The sequence below is a fragment of the Haloquadratum walsbyi C23 genome, assembly GCF_000237865.1.
GTDB classification, from domain to species: domain Archaea; phylum Halobacteriota; class Halobacteria; order Halobacteriales; family Haloferacaceae; genus Haloquadratum; species Haloquadratum walsbyi.
The window spans coordinates 3,080,455-3,100,631 of the sequence record NC_017459.1 but is presented as its reverse complement, the minus strand read 5'-3'; the positions used below and the strand labels follow the sequence as shown (position 1 = coordinate 3,100,631).

The 20,177-nt window shown below is 46.5% G+C and carries 17 protein-coding genes and 2 pseudogenes; 11 read left to right on the top strand and 8 right to left on the bottom strand.

The window, feature by feature from the left end; all coding sequences use genetic code 11:
• Window positions 1-16 precede the first annotated feature (16 nt).
• Both HQRW_RS14010 and HQRW_RS14005 read right to left on the bottom strand, forming a co-directional pair.
• On the bottom strand, window positions 17-937 hold the full coding sequence (locus HQRW_RS14010) for an ABC transporter permease (protein ID WP_011572865.1): 921 nt from the start codon (window positions 935-937) through the stop codon (window positions 17-19).
• Window positions 934-1,941, bottom strand: coding sequence for an ABC transporter ATP-binding protein (locus HQRW_RS14005; RefSeq protein WP_014557106.1), 1,008 nt, complete (start codon window positions 1,939-1,941; stop codon window positions 934-936). Before HQRW_RS14005 ends, HQRW_RS14010 begins: the two co-directional genes overlap by 4 nt.
• A 320-nt stretch (window positions 1,942-2,261) precedes the next feature.
• On the opposite strand from HQRW_RS14005, the gene HQRW_RS14000 reads away from it, so the two are divergent.
• Window positions 2,262-4,019 (top strand): excinuclease ABC subunit C, encoded by a 1,758-nt coding sequence (locus HQRW_RS14000; protein ID WP_014557105.1) that lies wholly within the window; start codon window positions 2,262-2,264, stop codon window positions 4,017-4,019.
• Between the two features lie 194 nt (window positions 4,020-4,213).
• Here the strand turns inward: HQRW_RS14000 and HQRW_RS16175 are convergent, their stop codons facing one another.
• Together HQRW_RS16175 and HQRW_RS13995 are read right to left on the bottom strand one after the other, a co-directional pair.
• Complete coding sequence (locus tag HQRW_RS16175) at window positions 4,214-4,381, bottom strand: DUF7556 family protein (RefSeq protein WP_014557104.1); 168 nt, start codon at window positions 4,379-4,381, stop codon at window positions 4,214-4,216.
• 196 nt (window positions 4,382-4,577) lie between these two features.
• Window positions 4,578-5,060, bottom strand: a complete 483-nt coding sequence (locus HQRW_RS13995; protein WP_014557103.1) for an FKBP-type peptidyl-prolyl cis-trans isomerase — start codon at window positions 5,058-5,060, stop codon at window positions 4,578-4,580.
• Window positions 5,061-5,166: 106 nt separating this feature from the next.
• On the opposite strand from HQRW_RS13995, the pseudogene HQRW_RS13990 reads away from it, so the two are divergent.
• The 3 genes and pseudogenes from HQRW_RS13990 to HQRW_RS13980 all read left to right on the top strand — a co-directional run bounded on the left by HQRW_RS13990 (window position 5,167) and on the right by HQRW_RS13980 (window position 6,499).
• Window positions 5,167-5,592 (top strand): annotated as a pseudogene (locus HQRW_RS13990) (DoxX family protein).
• 95 nt (window positions 5,593-5,687) lie between these two features.
• Window positions 5,688-6,152: a Holliday junction resolvase Hjc gene (hjc, locus tag HQRW_RS13985; RefSeq protein ID WP_014557102.1), complete on the top strand. Its 465-nt coding sequence runs from the start codon at window positions 5,688-5,690 to the stop codon at window positions 6,150-6,152.
• A 152-nt stretch (window positions 6,153-6,304) separates the two neighbouring features.
• Window positions 6,305-6,499 carry a DUF7472 family protein gene (locus HQRW_RS13980; protein WP_011572858.1) on the top strand — a complete coding sequence of 65 codons (195 nt, stop codon included), beginning with the start codon at window positions 6,305-6,307 and terminating at the stop codon, window positions 6,497-6,499.
• Window positions 6,500-6,561: 62 nt separating this feature from the next.
• Here HQRW_RS13980 and HQRW_RS13975 read toward each other — a convergent pair whose 3' ends face one another.
• A complete protein-coding gene (locus tag HQRW_RS13975; protein WP_231852368.1) occupies window positions 6,562-7,857 on the bottom strand; it encodes a DNA primase in 1,296 nt (431 codons plus the stop codon).
• Between the two features lie 29 nt (window positions 7,858-7,886).
• Between HQRW_RS13975 and HQRW_RS13970 the strand changes: the two genes are divergently transcribed.
• Window positions 7,887-8,477, top strand: coding sequence for a DUF7474 family protein (locus HQRW_RS13970; RefSeq protein ID WP_049892187.1), 591 nt, complete (start codon window positions 7,887-7,889; stop codon window positions 8,475-8,477).
• A 165-nt stretch (window positions 8,478-8,642) separates the two neighbouring features.
• Here the strand turns inward: HQRW_RS13970 and HQRW_RS13965 are convergent, their stop codons facing one another.
• Entirely contained in the window at window positions 8,643-9,386 is a 744-nt protein-coding gene (locus HQRW_RS13965) for a DNA polymerase sliding clamp (protein ID WP_014557099.1), read from the bottom strand.
• Window positions 9,387-9,840: 454 nt separating this feature from the next.
• Here HQRW_RS13965 and HQRW_RS13960 point away from each other — a divergent pair, with 454 nt between their 5' ends.
• The 3 genes and pseudogenes from HQRW_RS13960 to HQRW_RS17100 form a co-directional block, all read left to right on the top strand.
• Window positions 9,841-10,611, top strand: a complete 771-nt coding sequence (locus tag HQRW_RS13960) for a 23S rRNA (uridine(2552)-2'-O)-methyltransferase (RefSeq protein ID WP_014557098.1) — start codon at window positions 9,841-9,843, stop codon at window positions 10,609-10,611.
• Window positions 10,612-10,726: 115 nt separating this feature from the next.
• The gene (locus HQRW_RS17105; RefSeq protein WP_149031585.1) at window positions 10,727-10,834 is read left to right on the top strand and encodes an AbrB/MazE/SpoVT family DNA-binding domain-containing protein; all 108 of its coding nucleotides are present in this window, start codon (window positions 10,727-10,729) and stop codon (window positions 10,832-10,834) included.
• Window positions 10,835-11,175: pseudogene (locus HQRW_RS17100) on the top strand (zinc ribbon domain-containing protein); the annotation flags it as partial.
• A 140-nt stretch (window positions 11,176-11,315) separates the two neighbouring features.
• Here HQRW_RS17100 and tatC read toward each other — a convergent pair.
• Window positions 11,316-13,574 carry a twin-arginine translocase subunit TatC gene (tatC, locus tag HQRW_RS13955; protein ID WP_014557097.1) on the bottom strand — a complete coding sequence of 753 codons (2,259 nt, stop codon included), beginning with the start codon at window positions 13,572-13,574 and terminating at the stop codon, window positions 11,316-11,318.
• A gap of 447 nt (window positions 13,575-14,021) precedes the next feature.
• Between tatC and HQRW_RS13950 the strand changes: the two genes are divergently transcribed.
• Window positions 14,022-15,404: a twin-arginine translocase subunit TatC gene (locus tag HQRW_RS13950; RefSeq protein WP_014557096.1), complete on the top strand. Its 1,383-nt coding sequence runs from the start codon at window positions 14,022-14,024 to the stop codon at window positions 15,402-15,404.
• A 44-nt stretch (window positions 15,405-15,448) separates the two neighbouring features.
• On the opposite strand, the gene larE is transcribed toward HQRW_RS13950, so the two are convergent.
• Window positions 15,449-16,582 carry an ATP-dependent sacrificial sulfur transferase LarE gene (gene larE / locus HQRW_RS13945; RefSeq protein WP_014557095.1) on the bottom strand — a complete coding sequence of 378 codons (1,134 nt, stop codon included), beginning with the start codon at window positions 16,580-16,582 and terminating at the stop codon, window positions 15,449-15,451.
• 122 nt (window positions 16,583-16,704) lie between these two features.
• Between larE and HQRW_RS13940 the strand changes: the two genes are divergently transcribed.
• Both HQRW_RS13940 and HQRW_RS13935 read left to right on the top strand, forming a co-directional pair.
• Window positions 16,705-18,819, top strand: a complete 2,115-nt coding sequence (locus tag HQRW_RS13940) for a MutS-related protein (RefSeq protein WP_014557094.1) — start codon at window positions 16,705-16,707, stop codon at window positions 18,817-18,819.
• A gap of 108 nt (window positions 18,820-18,927) precedes the next feature.
• Window positions 18,928-20,052: an ORC1-type DNA replication protein gene (locus tag HQRW_RS13935; protein WP_014557093.1), complete on the top strand. Its 1,125-nt coding sequence runs from the start codon at window positions 18,928-18,930 to the stop codon at window positions 20,050-20,052.
• The last annotated feature ends 125 nt before the right edge of the window (window positions 20,053-20,177 follow it).

Here is a 20,177-nt window from a genome sequence, read left to right as displayed (position 1 = left end):
TAATATATAATGTAAATCATAAATCTCGTCGCTCAAAAATGCTATATCCCACAATAATTGGAAGAATTACCCATAATATAAATACAACTAGCAATGCCCACCCGGAGAAATACGGTGGGACAGACGACTCAAATTGCGGTGCGAGCAGCGCGCGTTGTTGCAATGATGCAGTCACAAGACGAGCAGTAGCTGGTGAACTATACAACTGTGCTGCAAGTGTCTCATATAACCGAAGTGGATTTAAATATGATAAGGCAATTGCAATCGTTGCTTGTGTTGTTTCTGACAATGAAAGTCCATTTACTTGATTAGTTGCTGCTAGAAGAATTCGCGGGATTCCACTGGCGACCGCTCCCCACAATAGCGCAAATATCAAATAAAGCGCCATCGCGGAGAGCGTTGCCTCCCGATTTGAGTCCGCGCCTGCAGAGATTCCAAGACCGATAGCAGCAAAAACAATCCCTAATAGCACTGTGAGTGCGATATGTGGAAGAAACATCCCAAGTTGTAGACTGGTTCCAGTCGCGATGAGTATCATAAATGTGATAATAAATGCAATGAGAACTGACGCGACAACTACGGCAGTGCGACCAAGGAACTTTCCAATAACAACATCTTGACGATCATTTGGGAGCGAGAGAAGAAGTTTGATCGACCCTGATGCACGTTCATCGGTAATTGACCCGTATGTCGTTGAGAGTGCAATAAACCCAAGAATAAGTCCGATCAGTCCTGTAAATGAAAAATTGAATACGCCGAGATTGATGAAAATCCCAAATAGATTCGATATCTCTCGTGCTTCTGAACCAAGTATCACGCCGAAGAACACCCCTGTCGTGCCAGCTAGGAGAATTGTGAGGACAAGTGTTGCCCCCTGAAGCCACCGCGATCGAATGGCATCACGAAACTCCTTTGTTGCTACTGCTTCCCAGGTCATTGCTCAACAGTTCCCTCATCAGTCTCGCTCGAACCGGTCGATATGTCTGTGCTCCGATTAGTTGCTCTCTTCGTCGTTGCCGAATCAACAGTATGATTATCGTCAGTGTATGAGAGAAATAGATCCTCAAGCGACGCTGATTCGGTCTCAAAGTCAGTCACATCGATTCCTGCTGTGTCCAATTTCGTCACAACAGTTGTCTTTGCAGCGCTTTCGCAGGAAACTTGAATCGATTGTGATCCACTTTGCATTACTGTGTCAACTCCTTCAATGTCTGAAATCATATCCACTGCGGTATCTACATCACCCGTATCAAGCGTTAGTGACACAATTGTCTCAACATCTGCAGTTTCCCGAAGCCCATCGATTGAATCCACTGCAATCAATTCACCTGCTTGCATAATCCCTACACGGTCACAAACCGCTTCAACTTGTTCGAGTACATGACTTGAAAAGAACACGGTTGTGCCGCTAGCTGCTTCTTCACGTACAATATCACGCATTGCTTTCGTTCCTGCGGGGTCAAGTCCAGATGCAGGTTCATCAAGAATGAGAAGATCTGGATTACCGCTTAAGGCCATCCCAAGTGCAAGTCGCTGTTGCATTCCCTTCGAGTATCCACCCGCCGGTCGGTCAGCAGCGTCTGTGAGTCCAACACGATCAAGTATCACTGCTGGGGTAACATCAGCTTCTTTTGAATCAATTGCGAATTCAATATGAGCGCGTCCAGATAGTCGATCATAGACGTCAAACCCCTCTGGAAGAACCCCGGTTCGACGGCGAACAGCAACGCTGTCAGTGTGTGCGTCAACACCAAGTGCCGTGACGGTTCCAGTTGTTGGACGAACAAAATCAAGCAACATATTGATCGTTGTTGACTTTCCAGCACCGTTTGGACCAAGAAACCCAAACACCTCGCCGGTTTCGATTCTTAACGAAAGGTCTGAAACAGCAGTAATATCGTCAAATACCTTTGTTACCCCATCGAATTCAATTGCACTCATATTAGAGTGTCTTCCAGTTAGCGGGTAAATTGTTTGGTAATAGGATTTTACTCTATTTGATATAGTTACTATGTTTGAAATTGAGGGTATTAGGAACAAACGAGTTGAAAACTGTCATGACTGCAGTTATGCTCAAGATAACAATCTATACTTATCATCCGTTTCGTTTGTTGCTCTCAGGTGCTCCGATCATTGTTTTTTGATGAGTTCTATATACAGATGGGACGGAGACTATCTCGGAACGTGCTCACAACCATATCAAACAAATATGCATATCTGTCACGTTACCCTCAAGCCGATGGACCAGATAGTAATTAGTGATGAAACAGCGGGAACTGCGTGAGCGTGCAGCCGAGTTACCGGCTGAACCAGGGGTTTATCAGTTTCTTGAGGATGATACAGTTCGGTACGTTGGGAAAGCATTGGAACTCCGTGATCGTGTCCGATCATACGCTGACCCACGAAGTGAGCGAATTAGGCAGATGGTTGCCCGTGCAGACGATATTGATATTGCACTGACCGAGACAGAAACGCAGGCATTGTTACTTGAGGCAAATCTTATTAAACGCCATCAGCCGCGATACAATGTTCGATTAAAAGATGATAAATCATATCCGCTGGTGCAGTTCACGAATCACTCAGTCCCACGAATCGAGGTAACACGTGATCCTGATTCAGATGCAACTGTGTTCGGACCATATACTGAGGTAAAACGGCTTGAAACGGCGGTCAAAGCACTTCGAGAGGTATATGGTCTCCGTGGATGCTCTGATCATAAATACAATAATCGAAGTCGACCCTGTCTTGAGTATGAAGTCGGTCTTTGTTCAGCTCCTTGTACTGGCGAAATTGATGCGACTGCGTATCGGTCTGCTGTTGAATCTGCGGTTCAGTTCTTTGAAGGCAAAACGGGCATCCTCGCTGATCCACTTCGTCAAGAAATGCAAGCGGCTGCGACAGCAGAAGAATTTGAGCGAGCGGCAAATATTCGGGATCGACTTGCGGTAATCGAATCATTCCATGGTGGTGGTGAAGCTGCTGTGTCAAGTGAAGATAACAGTCATACTGCTGAAACAACGAGTGAGCGTGCCGTTGATGTCCTTGGTGTTGCTATCGAGGGGACAACCGCCACAGTTGCACGATTACATAGTGATAATGGTCAACTCGTGGATCGATCTCAGCATCGACTCAATGCACCCACTGGTGAGGATCGAGCATCAGCAGTATTAACCGCATTCCTAACCCAATATTACGCTGAACGATCTCTTCCAGATGCTATTTTATGTTCAGAACATCCTCATGACAATGATGTCCGTGAGTGGCTGTCTGTTGAGGGAGTTAATATCCGTGTTCCAGGAACAGGACGAGAATCGAAGCTTATCGATCTCGCATTGAAGAATGCACGAAATGGTTCAGTACATGATAATGAATCTGCTGCTCTCGCAGATGCACTTGGCTTTTCAATAATCAATCGAATTGAGGGATTTGATGTCAGTCATAGCCAGGGACGTGCAGTTGTTGGAAGTAATGTCTGTTTCATTGATGGATCCGCGGCGACTGATGCATACCGGCGAAAGCGTTTGACAGATACCAATGATGACTACGCACGAATGCAGGAACTCCTCACATGGCGAGCAAAGCGAGCCTGTGATGGACGTGATGAACGCCCTGATCCAGATCTTATTGTAATCGATGGTGGCAAAGGACAACTCCGCGCCGCCAGGGAAGCAGTTGAGACGACAGGATGGGATGTCTCAACAATTGCACTTGCGAAAGCTGATGAACTCGTTGTGACACCGAATGGAGTGCATGACTGGGACGCTGATGCACCACAACTACACTTACTCCAGCGCGTCCGAGATGAAGCACATCGATTTGCTGTCCAATATCATCAAAGCATCCGCGATGATATTCACACCGTTCTGAGCGATGTTCCTGGCGTTGGTGAACAGACACAACAAGCATTATTACGGCGATTTGGAAGTGTTGAAAACGTCCGTTCCGCTTCTCGAGATGCACTTTGTGATGTACCTGGTGTTGGTAAACAGACTGCCGACACAATCGCAAATCGACTATAAGCTGAGTATATCTCGTCTGGCTGATTCATCTAAGACTGCGAATATACTCAAAATACTTTGTTTCTATAATGTAATTTTCAAAACCATTAAAAATTATCAGTATCAGTCATCAGTGCATATAGACGTATTCTCGATCTCGTCGTGAGATGCGATTTAATTAAAAACCTCCCACGCACTCATGTAATGATGAGCAATTATGCCCATTCCTCGAGCAGTGGCGCCTCTGTTGTCCGCATCGACAGCCACGCGTCATCGCATGTGACGTCTGCAATAACGAACTCAGACTGTGTTGGAGTAGCATCCACCGAGGACATCACCTCAGCGCGTGACGCGTCGGACTGTGTCGTCACATCGGGCGTCATGTATGTTAGTTTGTCTCACTCATATAAAAACCCGTCGGATTCAACCAATACTCTGTTCAACAAATGTATACATATATAGCAAAATATATTACGAATAAGGTATATTTACCATACTTAGTGCACGTATAAATAAATATATTCGTTATTTTGTTACGCTGATTCTAGGAATAGGTTATCATACATGTGACAGAGAACGTTAATTTGAATATATTGATTCTGTTGTTGATTGGCAATCGGTGATTTGTAGCTCGAAATAGAGTGTTTTTCCGGCGAGTTCATGATTAAAGTCAACCTCAACTGTATTATTATGAACAGCAACAACATCACCGTGAAGTCCATTCTCAGCCTCTACGTGCAGTCCAACACTCGGAGGCTCACCAACCATTCCCTCAAATGTTTCACAATCATACTCTCTAATACGGTCATTTCGAACCGGTCCATATGCGGCTTCTGGGGGGATTTCAACCGTTGTTTCCTCACCGGTGCTCAACCCGCGGACTGCTTGATCAAGTCCCTCGATCACCTCTTCAGAACCAACAGTAAATACCAGTGGGTCACAACCCTCAGTTGTCAACCCGTGCTTGATTGCAACTTCTTGTCGTGATGTGCTAAATACAGTCCCATCAGCAAAGCGACCAATATACTCAACGACTATTCGGTCACTATCTTCAACGCTCATAGAGTGCAATACAGTATATAATGATATGAACCCACTGTCAATTTAAGAACGGATACCGAGCCAATTGATATTAGTACTTATTCGGAAATGGATCCCATTGGATGACATGCAATCTCAAGGCACTGTTGATCCGGGATCACGAGACGGGAATGACACTGCTGGTAATAACCCATCAACCGTCGGTCGTGTGTTATTTGGACTCGGTCTTACGTTACAAGCATCTGAAGACTTCCGCGATATGGATGAAACAATTGAGTACGCTGAGTCTGCAGGCGTACCTATACCAGTGCTTCTTGCACCACTTGCCTCTGGAATGATGCTCGTAAGTGGTCTTGGCGTTGTGCTCTGGTGATTCCCACGGATCTCAACTGGTGCGACTGCCACCTTCTTAGCTGCCGTCACGATGACGATGCATGACTTTTGAAACGCTGATGAGGACTCTCGTGATGGAGAGCGACTTTCATTTTTTGGTAACCTCGCGATGTTCGGTGCTGCATTGGTCTTCCTTCGAGAGGTATATGAATATGAGTGAATGGTTCCATTCCCTGATTCACTGGATTACCTATACCGCATTATCATCTCGAGCAGGTCGTCCGGTTTATATCAACGTCGTACCCAAAATATGGCATGGCTGCAAACCGGAAAGGGGACCGTCGTGAGCGCGAACTAGTAAATCAGCTTGATGAAGCCGGATTTGCAGTAATGCGCGCACCGGCATCGGGGTCTGCGACCGAACGTGATCTCCCTGATGTGCTTGCAGGAAATGGCGAGACGTTCTATGCAATTGAAGCAAAATCAAGTGCTGGCAGACCAATTTATCTCACAGGTGAGGAGATTGAATCACTCATCTACTTTGCACAAAACTTTGGAGCAAAAGCACGAATCGGAATCCGCTTTGATCGTGAATCTTGGTTTTTCTTTCATCCAAATGAACTTCACGTGACTGATGGGGGAAACTACCGAGTAAAAAAGGAAACTGCACTGAGCGCTGGTGAGGATTTTGAGTCTTTTGTCGGTGGGCTTTCACAGTCTCGATTGAGTGATATTGACTCCGATACTACCGATGATACCACTGAAAACATAGGCGAATGAGTGAAATCATACGATGACGATGTGGTCGTGAGAGGATAGTGATCTCACGGTCTACTATGAACTTAACAAAATCAAAAACCAATAGCGCAGACAAATGAATATGATGAGTACGTCCTCGAAAGTATTTTAGAACGGCCACTAGAAGACCGGGTATGGATATCGATGCGGAGATGCGTCGGAAGATCGTCGTCTCCACGAGTTCAGTATTGCTATTTTTAGCAGTCTTTGTCGGAATCGGACTTAGCTTTGGTCCGGACTTTGGCTCACAGGGTGCACTCGCTCTTGTCGCTGCGATTGCATTGTTCATCCTTGCAATGGGTGGTGTTGGTATTTTTCTTGGTGAGTGACTGTATGATATACAATCGCTCAGTTAGATGACTCCGCTATTTTTGCATTTAGGTATCCGTGCTTATGTATCGGTGTGACCCCCGGCGTACTCTGACGGATTATCCACTGCATCTATTGCCTCAATATAGTATGAAACTGGATCTGTAATCTCTGCACACCGTTCATCTGGGTCGGTGCAATCACCATATGCCTGCATTGTTGCACATGATGGTGGTGGATACTGTGTTCCTGCTCCCTGTCGATCATTCAGGTATCGCACTCGCGTTTCGATTCGCTCACGAGTGGTCGTTGTCGTCTCTTCTGTGTCGGTGTGGACACCTTCGGCGACGGCTGTCTTTTCATCTTGATTGTCTTGATCGTACTCTAAGATTGTTAATATGGTTTCTACGTCAGCATCCATCGCAACAAGAAATGACACGAGCGCAAACTCAGCGTGATTAGCTAATTCTTCACCACTGCGTGCTTTATTAACAAGTGTCTGCATACATGGTGGAAATTGACTTGGAGCAACAAAATCAACACCTGCACCGACCCGGTCGGCCGCAGAATTATCACTCACAAGCTCTCGAAGATCACTAACGGCGTCAGTCAGCGCATCAACGATTACGTCACCACCATCACTTCCCTGAACATCGAATGGAAGCCCTGCGGCAACCCGATCTTCGATTGCTGACTCAATCAAAGTAAAAATATCTGATACATCAACATACACCATCCCATCAGTCACTTCTCGTGCTGTCAACCGCCAACTTTGTCCCCATTCTCGGTCTGCAAGTGAGAGGTACGCTCCAAGTTCAATCCAATAGCCATCTGTATCTGTGTGCTGTATCAGCGTTGAATCTAATTCTTTTCGTTGTTCTATCACGCTGGGTGCTTCATCAGACTGTGCGGAATAAACCGATGAATCAAGTCCAAATTCTGTAAGGACAGCCTCAAATGAAATTGATTGGCTTTGTGTGCTCTGGAGTTGATCTATATCATGATCTTCGACAATATCCGTCTGCAATCGCTCTTGCGCTGTCGCTGCTTCAGCGCGTGCATATTTATCAATTGCCGCCGGAACATCGATAACTGAAACAAGAATTCGGGCAATCGGATATGATAATACCTCTGTCCGGGTGCTCCATCGTCGGGGTGTTTCTGAATTGACCGTCCCAGAAAGAAGCGCACGTTTAACCCGCTCATGACCGCGGTCAACAGCGGGTGCATCGGCTGTGATTAGTGATGCTGGTGAGACGTCTGCGTCTCGGACGGCTACCTGCGCTGCTTCAAAGAATGGATACCGAGCGTGACGCGAGTCCACGTAGTTATCACTCTTTACTCGACACGCTGGAATAAGCGCGACGGTCCGACGCATCTAAATCAGTGCACCGTCACAGCACTGTCGTGCCGCAGTTTGAGTATCCCTGCCCCGATTGCCGGTCAACAAGCAGCCTTCACGCGTCTGAGTGCCAGTTTGAGGGAACACCGTGGTCAGTCGTTGAAAAAGCATATACGGATATTATCGTCGAACTAACCGCAGGACCGATTGACCGTGAACTGTTACCGACAGTTGTCGATGGGGAATGGAGTGCGCTTCATAATGCCGCACTTGAGCGATTGATGCGGGACGAGCGTGTTACTGAACGAAACGGCATTGTGAGGCTTCGAACAGCAGAGGAGTTTCGCGAGGAGGTTTCAGAGCCAACTCGTGAGCCAATGCGAACAATATTCCAACAAGGAAGTGTCCCGGGTTGTCATGATAATGCTGTTTTCGCAATGATTGCATGGTATGAGATGGTTGGGTTCTCTTGGCGTGAAACTCGTGAAAACGTGATTGCATGGCTGGAGCGAAGCGGCGCATGGGCGCGAGGTGGGTTCGACGAAACAACGCCTGCTGAACTCGTTGATGACAAACAACATGTCTATGACGCTGGCTATGGGTGGAAAGAAAAAGCACAGGCAGCAAAACGTATTATCGATAGCCATCATCACTGAACGAGCGAGCTGATACACTCAAGTCCTACAGTATCAATCACCTGATGATACCGATATACTTCCCGAACGCATCCATCGGTGAAATCCTATATATGAGTATATGAGTATATGAGTGTATGATATAGCCCTGTGTTGGTCTAATTTTGTGACGGTTAATCTGGTCAATTAATCACTCTGGATTCGAGGCGCGAGCATATATGTGATTTCACCATACCCCTCAGCAATTCCATAATGAACCTTCACGGGGAATTCTTGTCCTAATTCAATCGTAACCTCTGCATCTTTTGGAATCGCTTTATTCATGTCTTTGAGATAATCAAGTGAGAACAATGAATCAGCCTCACCAGCGGTAAGTGCAATGAGGTCATCCGTATCAAGCCTGAAATCAACATCGTCGGTATCACCTTCAGCTTCAATATGATATGCTTCGGTATCAGGGGCAACACGTAATCGAACGTGATCAGAAACCATATCAGCTGCTTTGATGCCACGATCAAGTTGTGCCCCCTCAAGCATAATCTCAGCAGCAAGGTCCAAATCGGGGATATCAGGTTCCTGTCGAATTGAATCGGGATCAATTAATGCAAGTGTTGATGAGAGCCCATCCATCTGAATGTTGAGCTTTCGTGTCTCCTCATCAAGTTCGAGTTCAACCAGTTGGTCGCCGCTAGCCATACCAATGAAATCCTCAAGTTTTGAAAGGTTGACACCAATGACACCGTCGTCGGCTGTATACGATTCGAACGCTGCTGTATCGAGAGCCAAATCAACCATCCCGACATTAGCCGGATCAACGGCCCGAATCGCGAGTTCGCCTTCGTTGAGTCGGATCTTGCACTCATCGACGAGTACGCTCACGGAATCGAGCGCATCTTGGAGTGTCGACGCGCCCACGATGGCCTTGAACATATATCCTCTGGTACGGTATAGGTCTTAAAAATACCCCTGATTTACAGAAAGCAATCATGAGGTGTTTCTATACATATGTCAGCCATCGATAAATAATATCAATATAATAAACGCACGCCGGAGACTCTCATATTGAACGGTTCATGGAATACATGCGTGGATAATCTCCGGATATAGGTCATTCAGACGATATATGTAATGAGACGAATATCAATTGATAATAAACATACTGCGTCACAGGATAATCATATCATTTCTAATATATATGATATTTCATTATCCGTCTCCTACTCGGAAATGATTTTACTATCCTGATAGTTGTGTCTGTGAGCGGGATAGTACATATTAATTCAGTCGACGTATCTTTGTGACCTCGCAGTCTTCAATGACATATGACTATGATGAGTTCAGCTATCATTTTACAGCGAATATCAGCAAACGGGGTAAGAGATACATGACAGGTCGTGATGAATATTATAATCGTGCAAAACAGGAGGGATATCGGACACGGTCAGCATATAAGCTCCAGCAGATCGATGCTGACGCTGGGGTGTTTGGTCCTGGAAATACCGTCATAGATCTTGGAGCTGCTCCAGGTGGGTGGCTACAGGTTGCTGCAGAGGCCGTTGGTCCATCTGGAACTGTTATTGGGGTTGATTTCCAGCGGATTCGTGATCTTGAGTCTGATATCGTTGATACTATTCGAGGAGATATGACGGACGAATCAACGAAAAATGCCCTTCGCAAGCGAGTAAATAATAGCAGTGTAGATGTTGTCCTCTCTGATATGGCGCCGAATATGACCGGTGAATACTCAGTTGACCATGCGCGCTCGATTCATCTCGCCCGACAGGCATTTTCAGTCGCCACTGACATACTTCCAGCCGGTGGCGATTTTATTGTCAAGGTATTTGATGGACGCGATCTCGCGGACTTTCGTCAAGATGTTGATACGGAATTTGAGTATGTCAAATCAATTCGACCGGATGCGTCTCGAGACTCATCATCCGAGCAATATCTTGTCGGAAAACATCGTATTACTGCACCCGTCAGCCCAGGTGACGAATTAGATGCAACAGTCGTTGATATCGGAAGTGAGGGTGACGGTATTATCAAGATCGATGGATATACGCTCTTTGTTCCAGGTGTCGAAAATGGTGATTCTGTTCGGGTTCGCGTGACTGATCTCAAATCAAACGTTGGGTTTGCAGAAGTAATTGAGTAATACTCATGTACAGTCGACACAAAGCGACTGCCCCGTGTGGTTGAAGCCGACAGCTTCACTCTGGCTGAATCTGCATCATACATCATAAGACAGATCGAATGTTACCCGAAGGCTACTGAAGGTACGACAGCGTGGTGTCATTACCATTCCAGAAGAAGTCCGAGGTGGGCTTCATCTAGCGGAAGGCGACCAATTGGAATTAACTGTCGAAAGAGCTGAGTAAAAACCACAAGGCACGACGAAAGAATGCGCTGTGTGTGGTGTTGAAACAACGAAGCTAATCTAGGTGCGGAAACACTCATGTCCAGTGTGCGACCACACCGGAGACCGTAATCTCAACGCAGTGAGGAATATTCTCTATCGTGTGGGTTGAAACAGTTAGGGGCGGGATACTCCGAATTACCGTTCTCAGAATCGCGGACCGATTCTGATGTGCGAATGAAAGCTTCGTTCTTATCACCGCCTGTGTAGACTGTGCTCCCTACGCTCACGCCTCAGCGGGAGTCAGTGAGTACAAACCGCGTCGTAGAAATGGGGAGCCTCGGGGGCTTGATGTTGATTTGACCCCGAGGTGATTCACAAGTGGAATAAAAAGTTCAAACATCTTAATATTGCTTCGAGAAGCAAGGATATGTTATCCTACCCTACTGTAATTAATTGACTGACAATACTGGTTGCTGTCAATAACTAAAATACAAACTGAATTACGTATTCGCTTCAGCCCCGCGATCATGATCTGTAGCACGATCACGGCGACCACCGATTGTTATGATGAATAGCACTCCAAGTCCAATCGCATATGCAGTCATCAGTGGGATTGTAATAAGGAACATCGTCAGAATATCAGCAGGTGTGAATATCGCCGCAATAGCAAGCATGGCGACTGTTACCTCACGCCAGCGACCTCGCATTGAGTTATAACTGACACCAGCATTATTCAAAAGAATCATTATGATAGGGACGTCGGCAAGAAGTCCAATACCGGCAGTTGTGAAGAAAATCAACCAGAAGAAATTCGTAATCCGGTAAGCAACAATCATATCGGCTATGACGGCACTATTAACGAGCCAAGAGATGACTGTGGGTGCAATTATTGTATATCCAAGGACGAATCCTCCAGCAAGCCCAGCGCCAACTGCACCTGTCCAGAGAAACACTGCGTGGCGACGTTGTGCAATGAGTTCTCGCTCTCGAAGTGCTGGCCAGGCATAATACGCGGCGAGTGGGAGTGTTGCAATAGCTGCCAGAATTGTCGATAGCTTCACCTCAAAAATAAGAGCTTCCATGGGGTGAAGTGCAACAACATTCAACACTTCTTCAGGACGTATTTGTGCAGGGAGTCGGCGAAGAAAGTCATCATACACTTGCTTGATACCACCTGTGTAAAGCCACCCGAAAGCAACTGCAAGTGTCGTCATAAAAACCGCAACAAGCCGAAACGCATGTGAGGTAATTGAGTCAAGAATAAATCTTACATCGGTGTAATATCCGGTAAACTCCTCTTCAGTGCTCGTTGTGCTGCCTTCGTCGGTATTGGCATTACTGTTGGTGTCAGTCTCCGTCTCTGTCTCTGCGTCCGTTTCACCTCGATCAAATTCTGAAAGGAATGTCTTTCCAGCACGACCTGCTCTCTCACGAATTGATCCGAGTGTGCTCTGAGATTGTTGTGAACTCTCAGTCGGGTCTGATCCGCTATTCTCTGCATCTTTACCATCTTCATCGAATCTATCGATAATTGCCTGCGCTTTTGCACGGTCTCCAGCATCAATCGCGTCACTGGCAGCCGCCATTGCCTCCGGTTCGTTCATTGCAGCAAACACTTCCGGCGGTGCAGCCCGGACCCCTGTCTCGTCAAGTGTGCCAAGCTCAATCGATGCAGGGTCGCCAACGCCCGCTTCAATGGCTGCAAGATCATCGATATCAGTATATATAGCGTATCCAACTCCAATTGCACCTGTAATGAGTCCACTTGCGAGCGTGTATGTAGCAAATAGTAGGGGATCTTCAGGCGTTATTAATCGATACTGACTTTCGAGTATAACAAGCGCATCATTCGCAATGATAGTACCACCAGTATCAAAGAAGAGATACGTCATTCCCACACCACAAAACGCAAACCCCGCAATAATGTTCCAGTGTGCGCCCATACTTGCAGAAATATCGATCTGTTCACTTCCGCGGCGAGCGATTGTGACAATCTTCGCAAGATAGAGACTGATACCATACAATGCAAGCACAGGAACCGCCCACAGAATCTGTGTAAATGGATCTGGTGGAGTGAAAAGTGCTCCAGCGACAAACACACCAAGAACCGCATATCGCCACTTATCACGGAACGTCTCATATGGAACGATATCAACATACGATAACCCAGGCATTACCAACGGGAGTTGGCTGGCAAATCCGAATGAAATCGTCAGGAGGAAAATGAACTGCGCCCATTTTACAATTGAGTATGTTGGTGCGAATCCCGCAGCAACGGCGTTTTTTGCAAGAAATGAGAAGGTAAATGGGAAAAACAGAAAGTAACCGTATGCCACGCCGATAATAAACAAACTGACACCACCAAGAGCAATGATTAGTAGCTTCCACCATGCTACTGGTGCAGACGGCCACAGTCCACGCTGTTCGAGGGCGTCACGACTATAATAAATAAATATTGGTGCAGCAATAATAAGCCCAACAACTAGACCAATCTTTGCTTGGAGAAGAATGACATCAAACGGTGTTTGTGCGATGATTGATACAGCATCCTTGATTTGCGCATTCATCTGAGCGACTGTTACCGATTTTAAAAACTCCCAAACAACGAGTCTGAGCGCGTAAAATGTACCAAGAAAGCCAATTAAGAAAACAATGAAGACTTTTTGTAAGTCCTTCTGCGCGGCTCGTAACATTGCGCCCGCAGTCTCTCGACCGGTGCCGATCGCCTGTCGCGCATCATCATCGAGCGCACTAGCCATAATTTAATAAGCCTACTTGTCGTTATCAATCTTTTTGACTGAATGAGTAGCGAGGGGATACGCCCAATAATCATAATAGTAATATGTAATCTGACATGTTCTGATTGTCCAATGTGGGAATCATTCAAACTGCTGAAGCAGACGGCAATAATATCCGTTCTTGTCGTTTCGCCACAGTCTGGACAGGTATGCCCAACCTCTCAAACAAGATATTTGAAAAAGAGTCTCGTGAGGGTTATTGACACCCCACAGGAATAACCATTTCCGAGCTAGAGTACAGTCGGAATTCAAATAACCTTCGCTAGAAGCCATTTTCCATCCTTACGGAAGCCGTCTCCAACGGTTGAGTAGGTCGGGGGTAATTTAGTGTCATCTTACTGATCGAATACAATCAGTCTTGGTCTATCCGGAAAGGCATATAAGAAGCGGGCGGCGATTCACAGGCGAATGGGCGAGAATTCGGAGACGTCGGCTGATGCGCCCGACGATGGAGACGAAATAAAAGACGCTTCCAATGAATCGGACGCCAGCACGTTGACCGACGCAAACGATACCACAGCAAGCGATGCTGATGTCGATACCAAAACACCCGATGATATCGACTCTCACCCTTCAGACTCTTCAACTGAAATAAACGAAGATGAGTCATACTCCGTGAGTAACCCTAATACACAACAGGAACATACATCTGGACTCTCACCGACTACAGACACATCTTTAGATACATCACAGATATTGCCAGCAGGATCCGACTCCGAATCCGACTCCGAATCCGAATCCGACTCCGATTCTAATTCTAATTCTGATTCCGAGTCAGGTTCGAATTCAGAAGGGGACCCATCACCGACAAACGGCGAACAAATCGACACTACTACTGCTAACACACCCACCGATCCAGGTGTCGGGAATCAATCAACTGCCGTTGCCGGCACCGACGGTGGTGAGCCCACTTCAGGTGATGTGTCTATGGTCGAGACTGAGACAGGACCTGGAGACGCGGAATCATACACTCCGGATGTGGACGATGGAATCGTTGGACCTGGTCCAGAGAGTGATGAGGAGATGCCATTGGCTGATCACATTGAAGAGATGATCAGACGAGTAGCGATTGTCCTCGGTATTTCCGGTATTGTGACTATGCTACTATATCCCGGAGCCGATCTTGTGAATACAGCCTTTGGATTTGACCTTATCAGTTCAACTGAAGTCATTGATTTCTTGTGGAATAAGCATATTCCTGGTGCGCCTGATATCGCTGCTCGTCGTCCTCGTATCTATGGTCCACTGGAACTACTCCTCACTGAATTAAAAGTCGCCGCGCTGGGTGGGTTAATTATTGGCTTACCAGTATTCGTATATGAGACGTATCTGTTCATGCGACCGGGATTATTTCCACAAGAGCGGCGTTATTACCTTGCTGCGGTTCCAACAAGTGTTGTTCTTGCATTTATTGGGATTGCCTTTGCACACTTTGCGGTTCTTCCTGCCATCTTTGCATACTTTACCTCATACACGACAGGCACTGCAGTCGTTGCTTTCGGACTTCGAGAGACATTCAATCTCATCTTGATACTGATGGGATATAATGCGATTATTTTCCAAATTCCACTATTCATCCTTCTAGCGATTATGATGAATCTCGTCACACGACAATGGCTGCTTGATCGCCGACTTCTCTTTTGGGGCAGTTTCCTTGGACTTGCATTCCTTGTTAGTCCGGATCCAACTGGTATGGCACCGATTATTATTGCTGTAACAATGATCGTTCTGTTTGAACTGACACTTCTTGTGTTAGGCTGGATTCGACCGAATGAATCGCACAGTGGGTGAGCAGTGAGTACAGTCTCTCGATGAGATCGCGTATCAATTAATGCTCACTCAGTCGGATATGAGGGTTCAACTATAGCACTGATAGAAGATTCAGTGTTTTTATTATTAGAGCGTTCTTTTATGGTTTCGATCGATCGATCAGCTGATGTAGTTTCAGTACTTTTTTGTTCATTCTCAGGGCTGACACTCCCGGTTTCATATCCATGAAGATCAAGGGTTACATGTTCAAATCCAAGCTCTTGAAGCCGCTCGCGAACCGCAGTCACAAAATCAATATCCAATGCATCAGTAAGCTCGTCACTCCCAACCTCAATTCGCGCGAGACCATCGTGATCGCGAACACGAAATTGTGAAAATCCCCATGTTCGAAGCGCTGCCTCAGCAGCCTCAACCCGGTTGAGTCGATCCTCAGTCACCTCAAGCCCTGTTGGAATTCGTGATGAGAGACAAGCCATTGATGGTTTCTCTGCGACAGATAACCCATATGCCGCTGCGACAATTCGCACATCCTCTTTATCAAGTCCGTGCTCACGTAATGGGGATGTAATATTTAATTCATCAACCGCGTCAAGACCCGGGCGGTGTCCTCCATCGGCATCTGAGGCATTTGTCCCATCACAGACCGTTTCAATCCCATGTTCATGTGCAGCATCGTACATGCGACCAAGCCGCATCGTTCGGCAATGATAGCATCGATCGGATCCATTTTCAACGAAATTCTCGTCATTAAGCTCTGAGAACGATACAATTTTATGTGGAAGACCTATTTCAGCTGCAACCTGATGCGCATCTTCAAGTTCAGCTGCTGGGAGTGTCTCAGACTTAGCTGTACATGCAATGGCGTTTGACCCAAGTGCGTCGTATGCCAACGTAGCGACGACCGCTGAGTCAACACCACCAGAAAACGCAACAAGAACACCATCACAATCCGCAAGCGAATCCCGAGCAGCTGCTGCGCGGTTGAGTGCTGTCTCAATCTTTGCTGAGGAAACATCGATATCGATATCTTCGATTGTATCGACTGAAGACGCGAGCATATCCATATCTCCATCATTATCTCTCGACACAACATGAGACTGAAACGATGACGCCGCACCCGTGTCCGTGTCCGTGTCTGTGTCCGTGTCGATATCTATATTTATTTGCGTGTTATTTTCTGCACTCTCGTTAGATGGCATGGATGCTCATATTATAGCAAGGTGCAAAAACACGTTGTCATAATTGATATTTTCAATCAAGCCATGCGATATGAACGCGTGACCCGCAATGTTTTCTTGAGGGGGCTGTGAATTGATGCTGAATGCAGTTCGAGGATATCCCCGGTGTCGGTCCAAAGACAGCCGCGGCCCTCGAAGAGCTTGATGATGCTGAGCGTGCGCTCAAAGACGGTGATGTTGCAGCGCTCTCACGATCACCGGAGATTTCAGATGGGCGGGCAACGGCTGTCGCGCGAGGTGTAATTCGGAAGCGACATACCGACGACAGTAATTTTCTGGCAACTCGGCGTGCTCGCGAAATATATCAAGATGTCCTTGCATTGCTTCGTGACCGAGCAATCACCGAGTACGCGACAAAACGGCTTGCGACGCTTTATCCGACAGCATCGTCGACTCGCATTGAGGAAGCTCGTGCGTTCGTCACGGCAGCAACTACTACTGAGATTCCTATCGATGATACGATTCAAGAAACACTCAGTGGTGTTGAACCACTCACGACACCGACAATATCGCGCATTCGAGATCGCTGTATTGCGACGTCTGACCCCGAGCGATACGCAAAAGCCGACGACGTATTTCCTGAAGTCTCAGTTGAGGTTGTTGAAGACACACGTGAACTTGCAGAACTTGCTCGTTCATATTCGACTGTAATCGCGCTTGATGAGCGATTCGCTGGAATTGATATTGAGGGGGATGTCCAGATTCACCCTGACGCAATTGATACCCCGAATAAGATTGTCCCAGAGCGTGTTTTGCAGTATTTTGCAACAAACCGTGATCGAATCCTTGCTGCTGTGAAAGTACATGAGCAGACGAATCTTGATCCACCCTGTTCAGTCTCCAAACTTCGTGACGTGCTTAAAAAAGTTGATACCGATGGTACTGTCGTTGGGGATGCAGAACTGACCCGACTCACAACTGCTGTTGCTGATCTTGATGCTGCTGTTTCAACTGCTGAGTCGGTCGCGAATGATCGTCTTCGCGAAGCTATTCAACAGCGAGATGTCACCATTGAGGGGACTGACTTTCTTTCGCTTGTTGAACAGGGAGCTCGTGTTGACTCATTATTCGGACGCGAGCTGAATGATGAATATGATGCTGCTGTTGCTGCTGCACGAGAACACCTCATTGAAGCGATTGAGCTCCGTCCATCGGAAGCAGATTTCGCAGAACGCGCATTCCCTACAGACCCAACATTTCCTGTCGAACATGAATCCTCAGTCATCTCACGACTGCGGACCGAACTCATAACAGCGCGTGACCGAAAAGCAGCACAGCGAAAACGTGAGGTTGCAGACGAACTCACAACACTTCAACAGCCAGTTCAAAAATTGGTGCGTGCTGTGCTTGAATTAGATGTTGAGCGTGCAATCGCGAAATTTGCGCACGACTTCGAGTGTACAATGCCCACATTTATCGATGACACTGAAATCCCCGATCAAACAGGCAATACAAACAGAGATACCCCAGATACCGCTGCGGATCCGCCTCAGTCCGAAATCAATTCGAGCTCTGAGGCTAAGCATATAACCGACTCTGATGGCTCTCTCATTCGTGGGTTCAACATTAGCGGTGGTCGCTCGCCACTTCTTGATGTTGAATTTTCAGCTGTCGAAGCTATTGATTATCGCGTCTCTGGTGTTACGCTTCTTTCGGGTGTTAATTCGGGTGGAAAAACATCTACGCTTGATCTTGTTGCACTCATTGCTATTCTGGCACATATGGGTCTTCCAGTGCCTGCTGACAATGTCCGGTTAGAACGGTTCTCAGAGTTACACTATTATGCGAAGACACAAGGAACACTTGATGCAGGTGCATTTGAGAGCACGCTCCGAGACTTTCGTGAACTTGCAGATGGAGCCTCCAATCGACTTGTGCTCGTTGATGAACTCGAAAGTATCACGGAGCCGGGAGCATCTGCAAAAATTGTCGCTGGGATTTTAGAAGCATTAGAGGACCAATCAGCAACAGCAGTCTTTGTCTCTCATCTCGCTGATGAAATCCGCGAGGCTGCTGATTTTTCTGTTGCTGTCGATGGGATTGAGGCTGTTGGACTTGAGGATGGAGAGCTAATTGTGAATCGATCACCAATAAAGGGTCGCCTTGCACGATCAACACCGGAACTTATTGTTGAAAAATTAGCTGATAGCGATGGCTCTGAATCGCAATTTTACCATCGACTGCTGCAGAAATTCTAGGTCAGTGATAAATTCTCATAGATATTGTCCAAAAATATCATCAAATTATCACAATGATTATCTGACAATCACCAACCGTTAAGTGAGCGCAAGAACCTCTTGCATTCGATGAATAATGACCCTGATGAGGGGATGTTGTCATGGGATGAGTCCATCTTTCGGGATGAACACGTCTTTGAAATAGATTATATGCCAGAGACGTTTGACCATCGTGAAACACAACTTGAAAACCTCAAATACGCACTTCGACCGGCAGTTCGCGGGTCACGACCGCTAAATACCGTCATCCGTGGTCCACCAGGAACCGGCAAGACAACTGCTGTTCAGAAGTTATTTACTGAACTTGGGGCGCAGATGGGAGTTCAGACTGTTCATGTCAATTGCCAAGTTGACTCAACGCGATATGGTGTCTTCTCACGCATCTTTGAGCATATATTTGAGTATGAGCCGCCATCATCAGGGCTATCATTTAAGAAACTATTCAGTCAGATTACAGACCGATTGGCAGACTCAGATAACATCCTCGTTGTGGCCCTTGATGATGTTAATTATCTATTCTATGAAAATGAGATATCTGATGTACTATATTCACTATTGAGAGCGCATGAAACGCATACTGGCGCACGGATTGGTGTTGTGATTATTTCCTCAGACCTCACGCTTGAACTTATCGAGGAACTCGATGGTCGGGTTCAGAGTGTTTTCCGACCCGAGGAAGTATTTTTTCCAGTATATGATATCACCGAAATCTCCGATATTCTTCAATCTCGAACCCGACATGGATTTTATGACGGAGTTATCGGCTCAACAGAGCTTGATCAAGTCGCAGAATTAACCGCTGAAACTGGTGACCTCCGAGTTGGAATCGATCTTCTCCGACGAGCAGGGCTTAATGCTGAGATGCGCGGGAGTCGAAGTATCACGAGTGAGGATATTGAAACCGCATATGAAAAATCAAGACATGTTCATCTCTCCCGACGACTTCGTGGGCTTTCTGAAACAGAGCGAGCGCTTGTTGAGGTCGTCGTTGATCATGATGGTGACCGTGCTGGAACCGTTTATGAAGCCTTTCACGAGCAGACTGGGCTTGGATATACACGCTATTCTGAGGTTGTTAATAAACTTGATCGGATAGGCGTGATTGAAGCAAACTATACTGATATTGACGGTCGTGGACGAACACGGTCAATTTCAATTGCATATGACCCTGATGCAGTCGCTGAACGATTGTGAATACGATATACACCAGCATCTCGATGCAATATTGAATGTGAGTATATCCAAAAAAGCAATCTGATACCGCATATCTCAGTAAGAGGGCGTGATTCACACCCAAGTTTCTATCAATGTGAGAATCA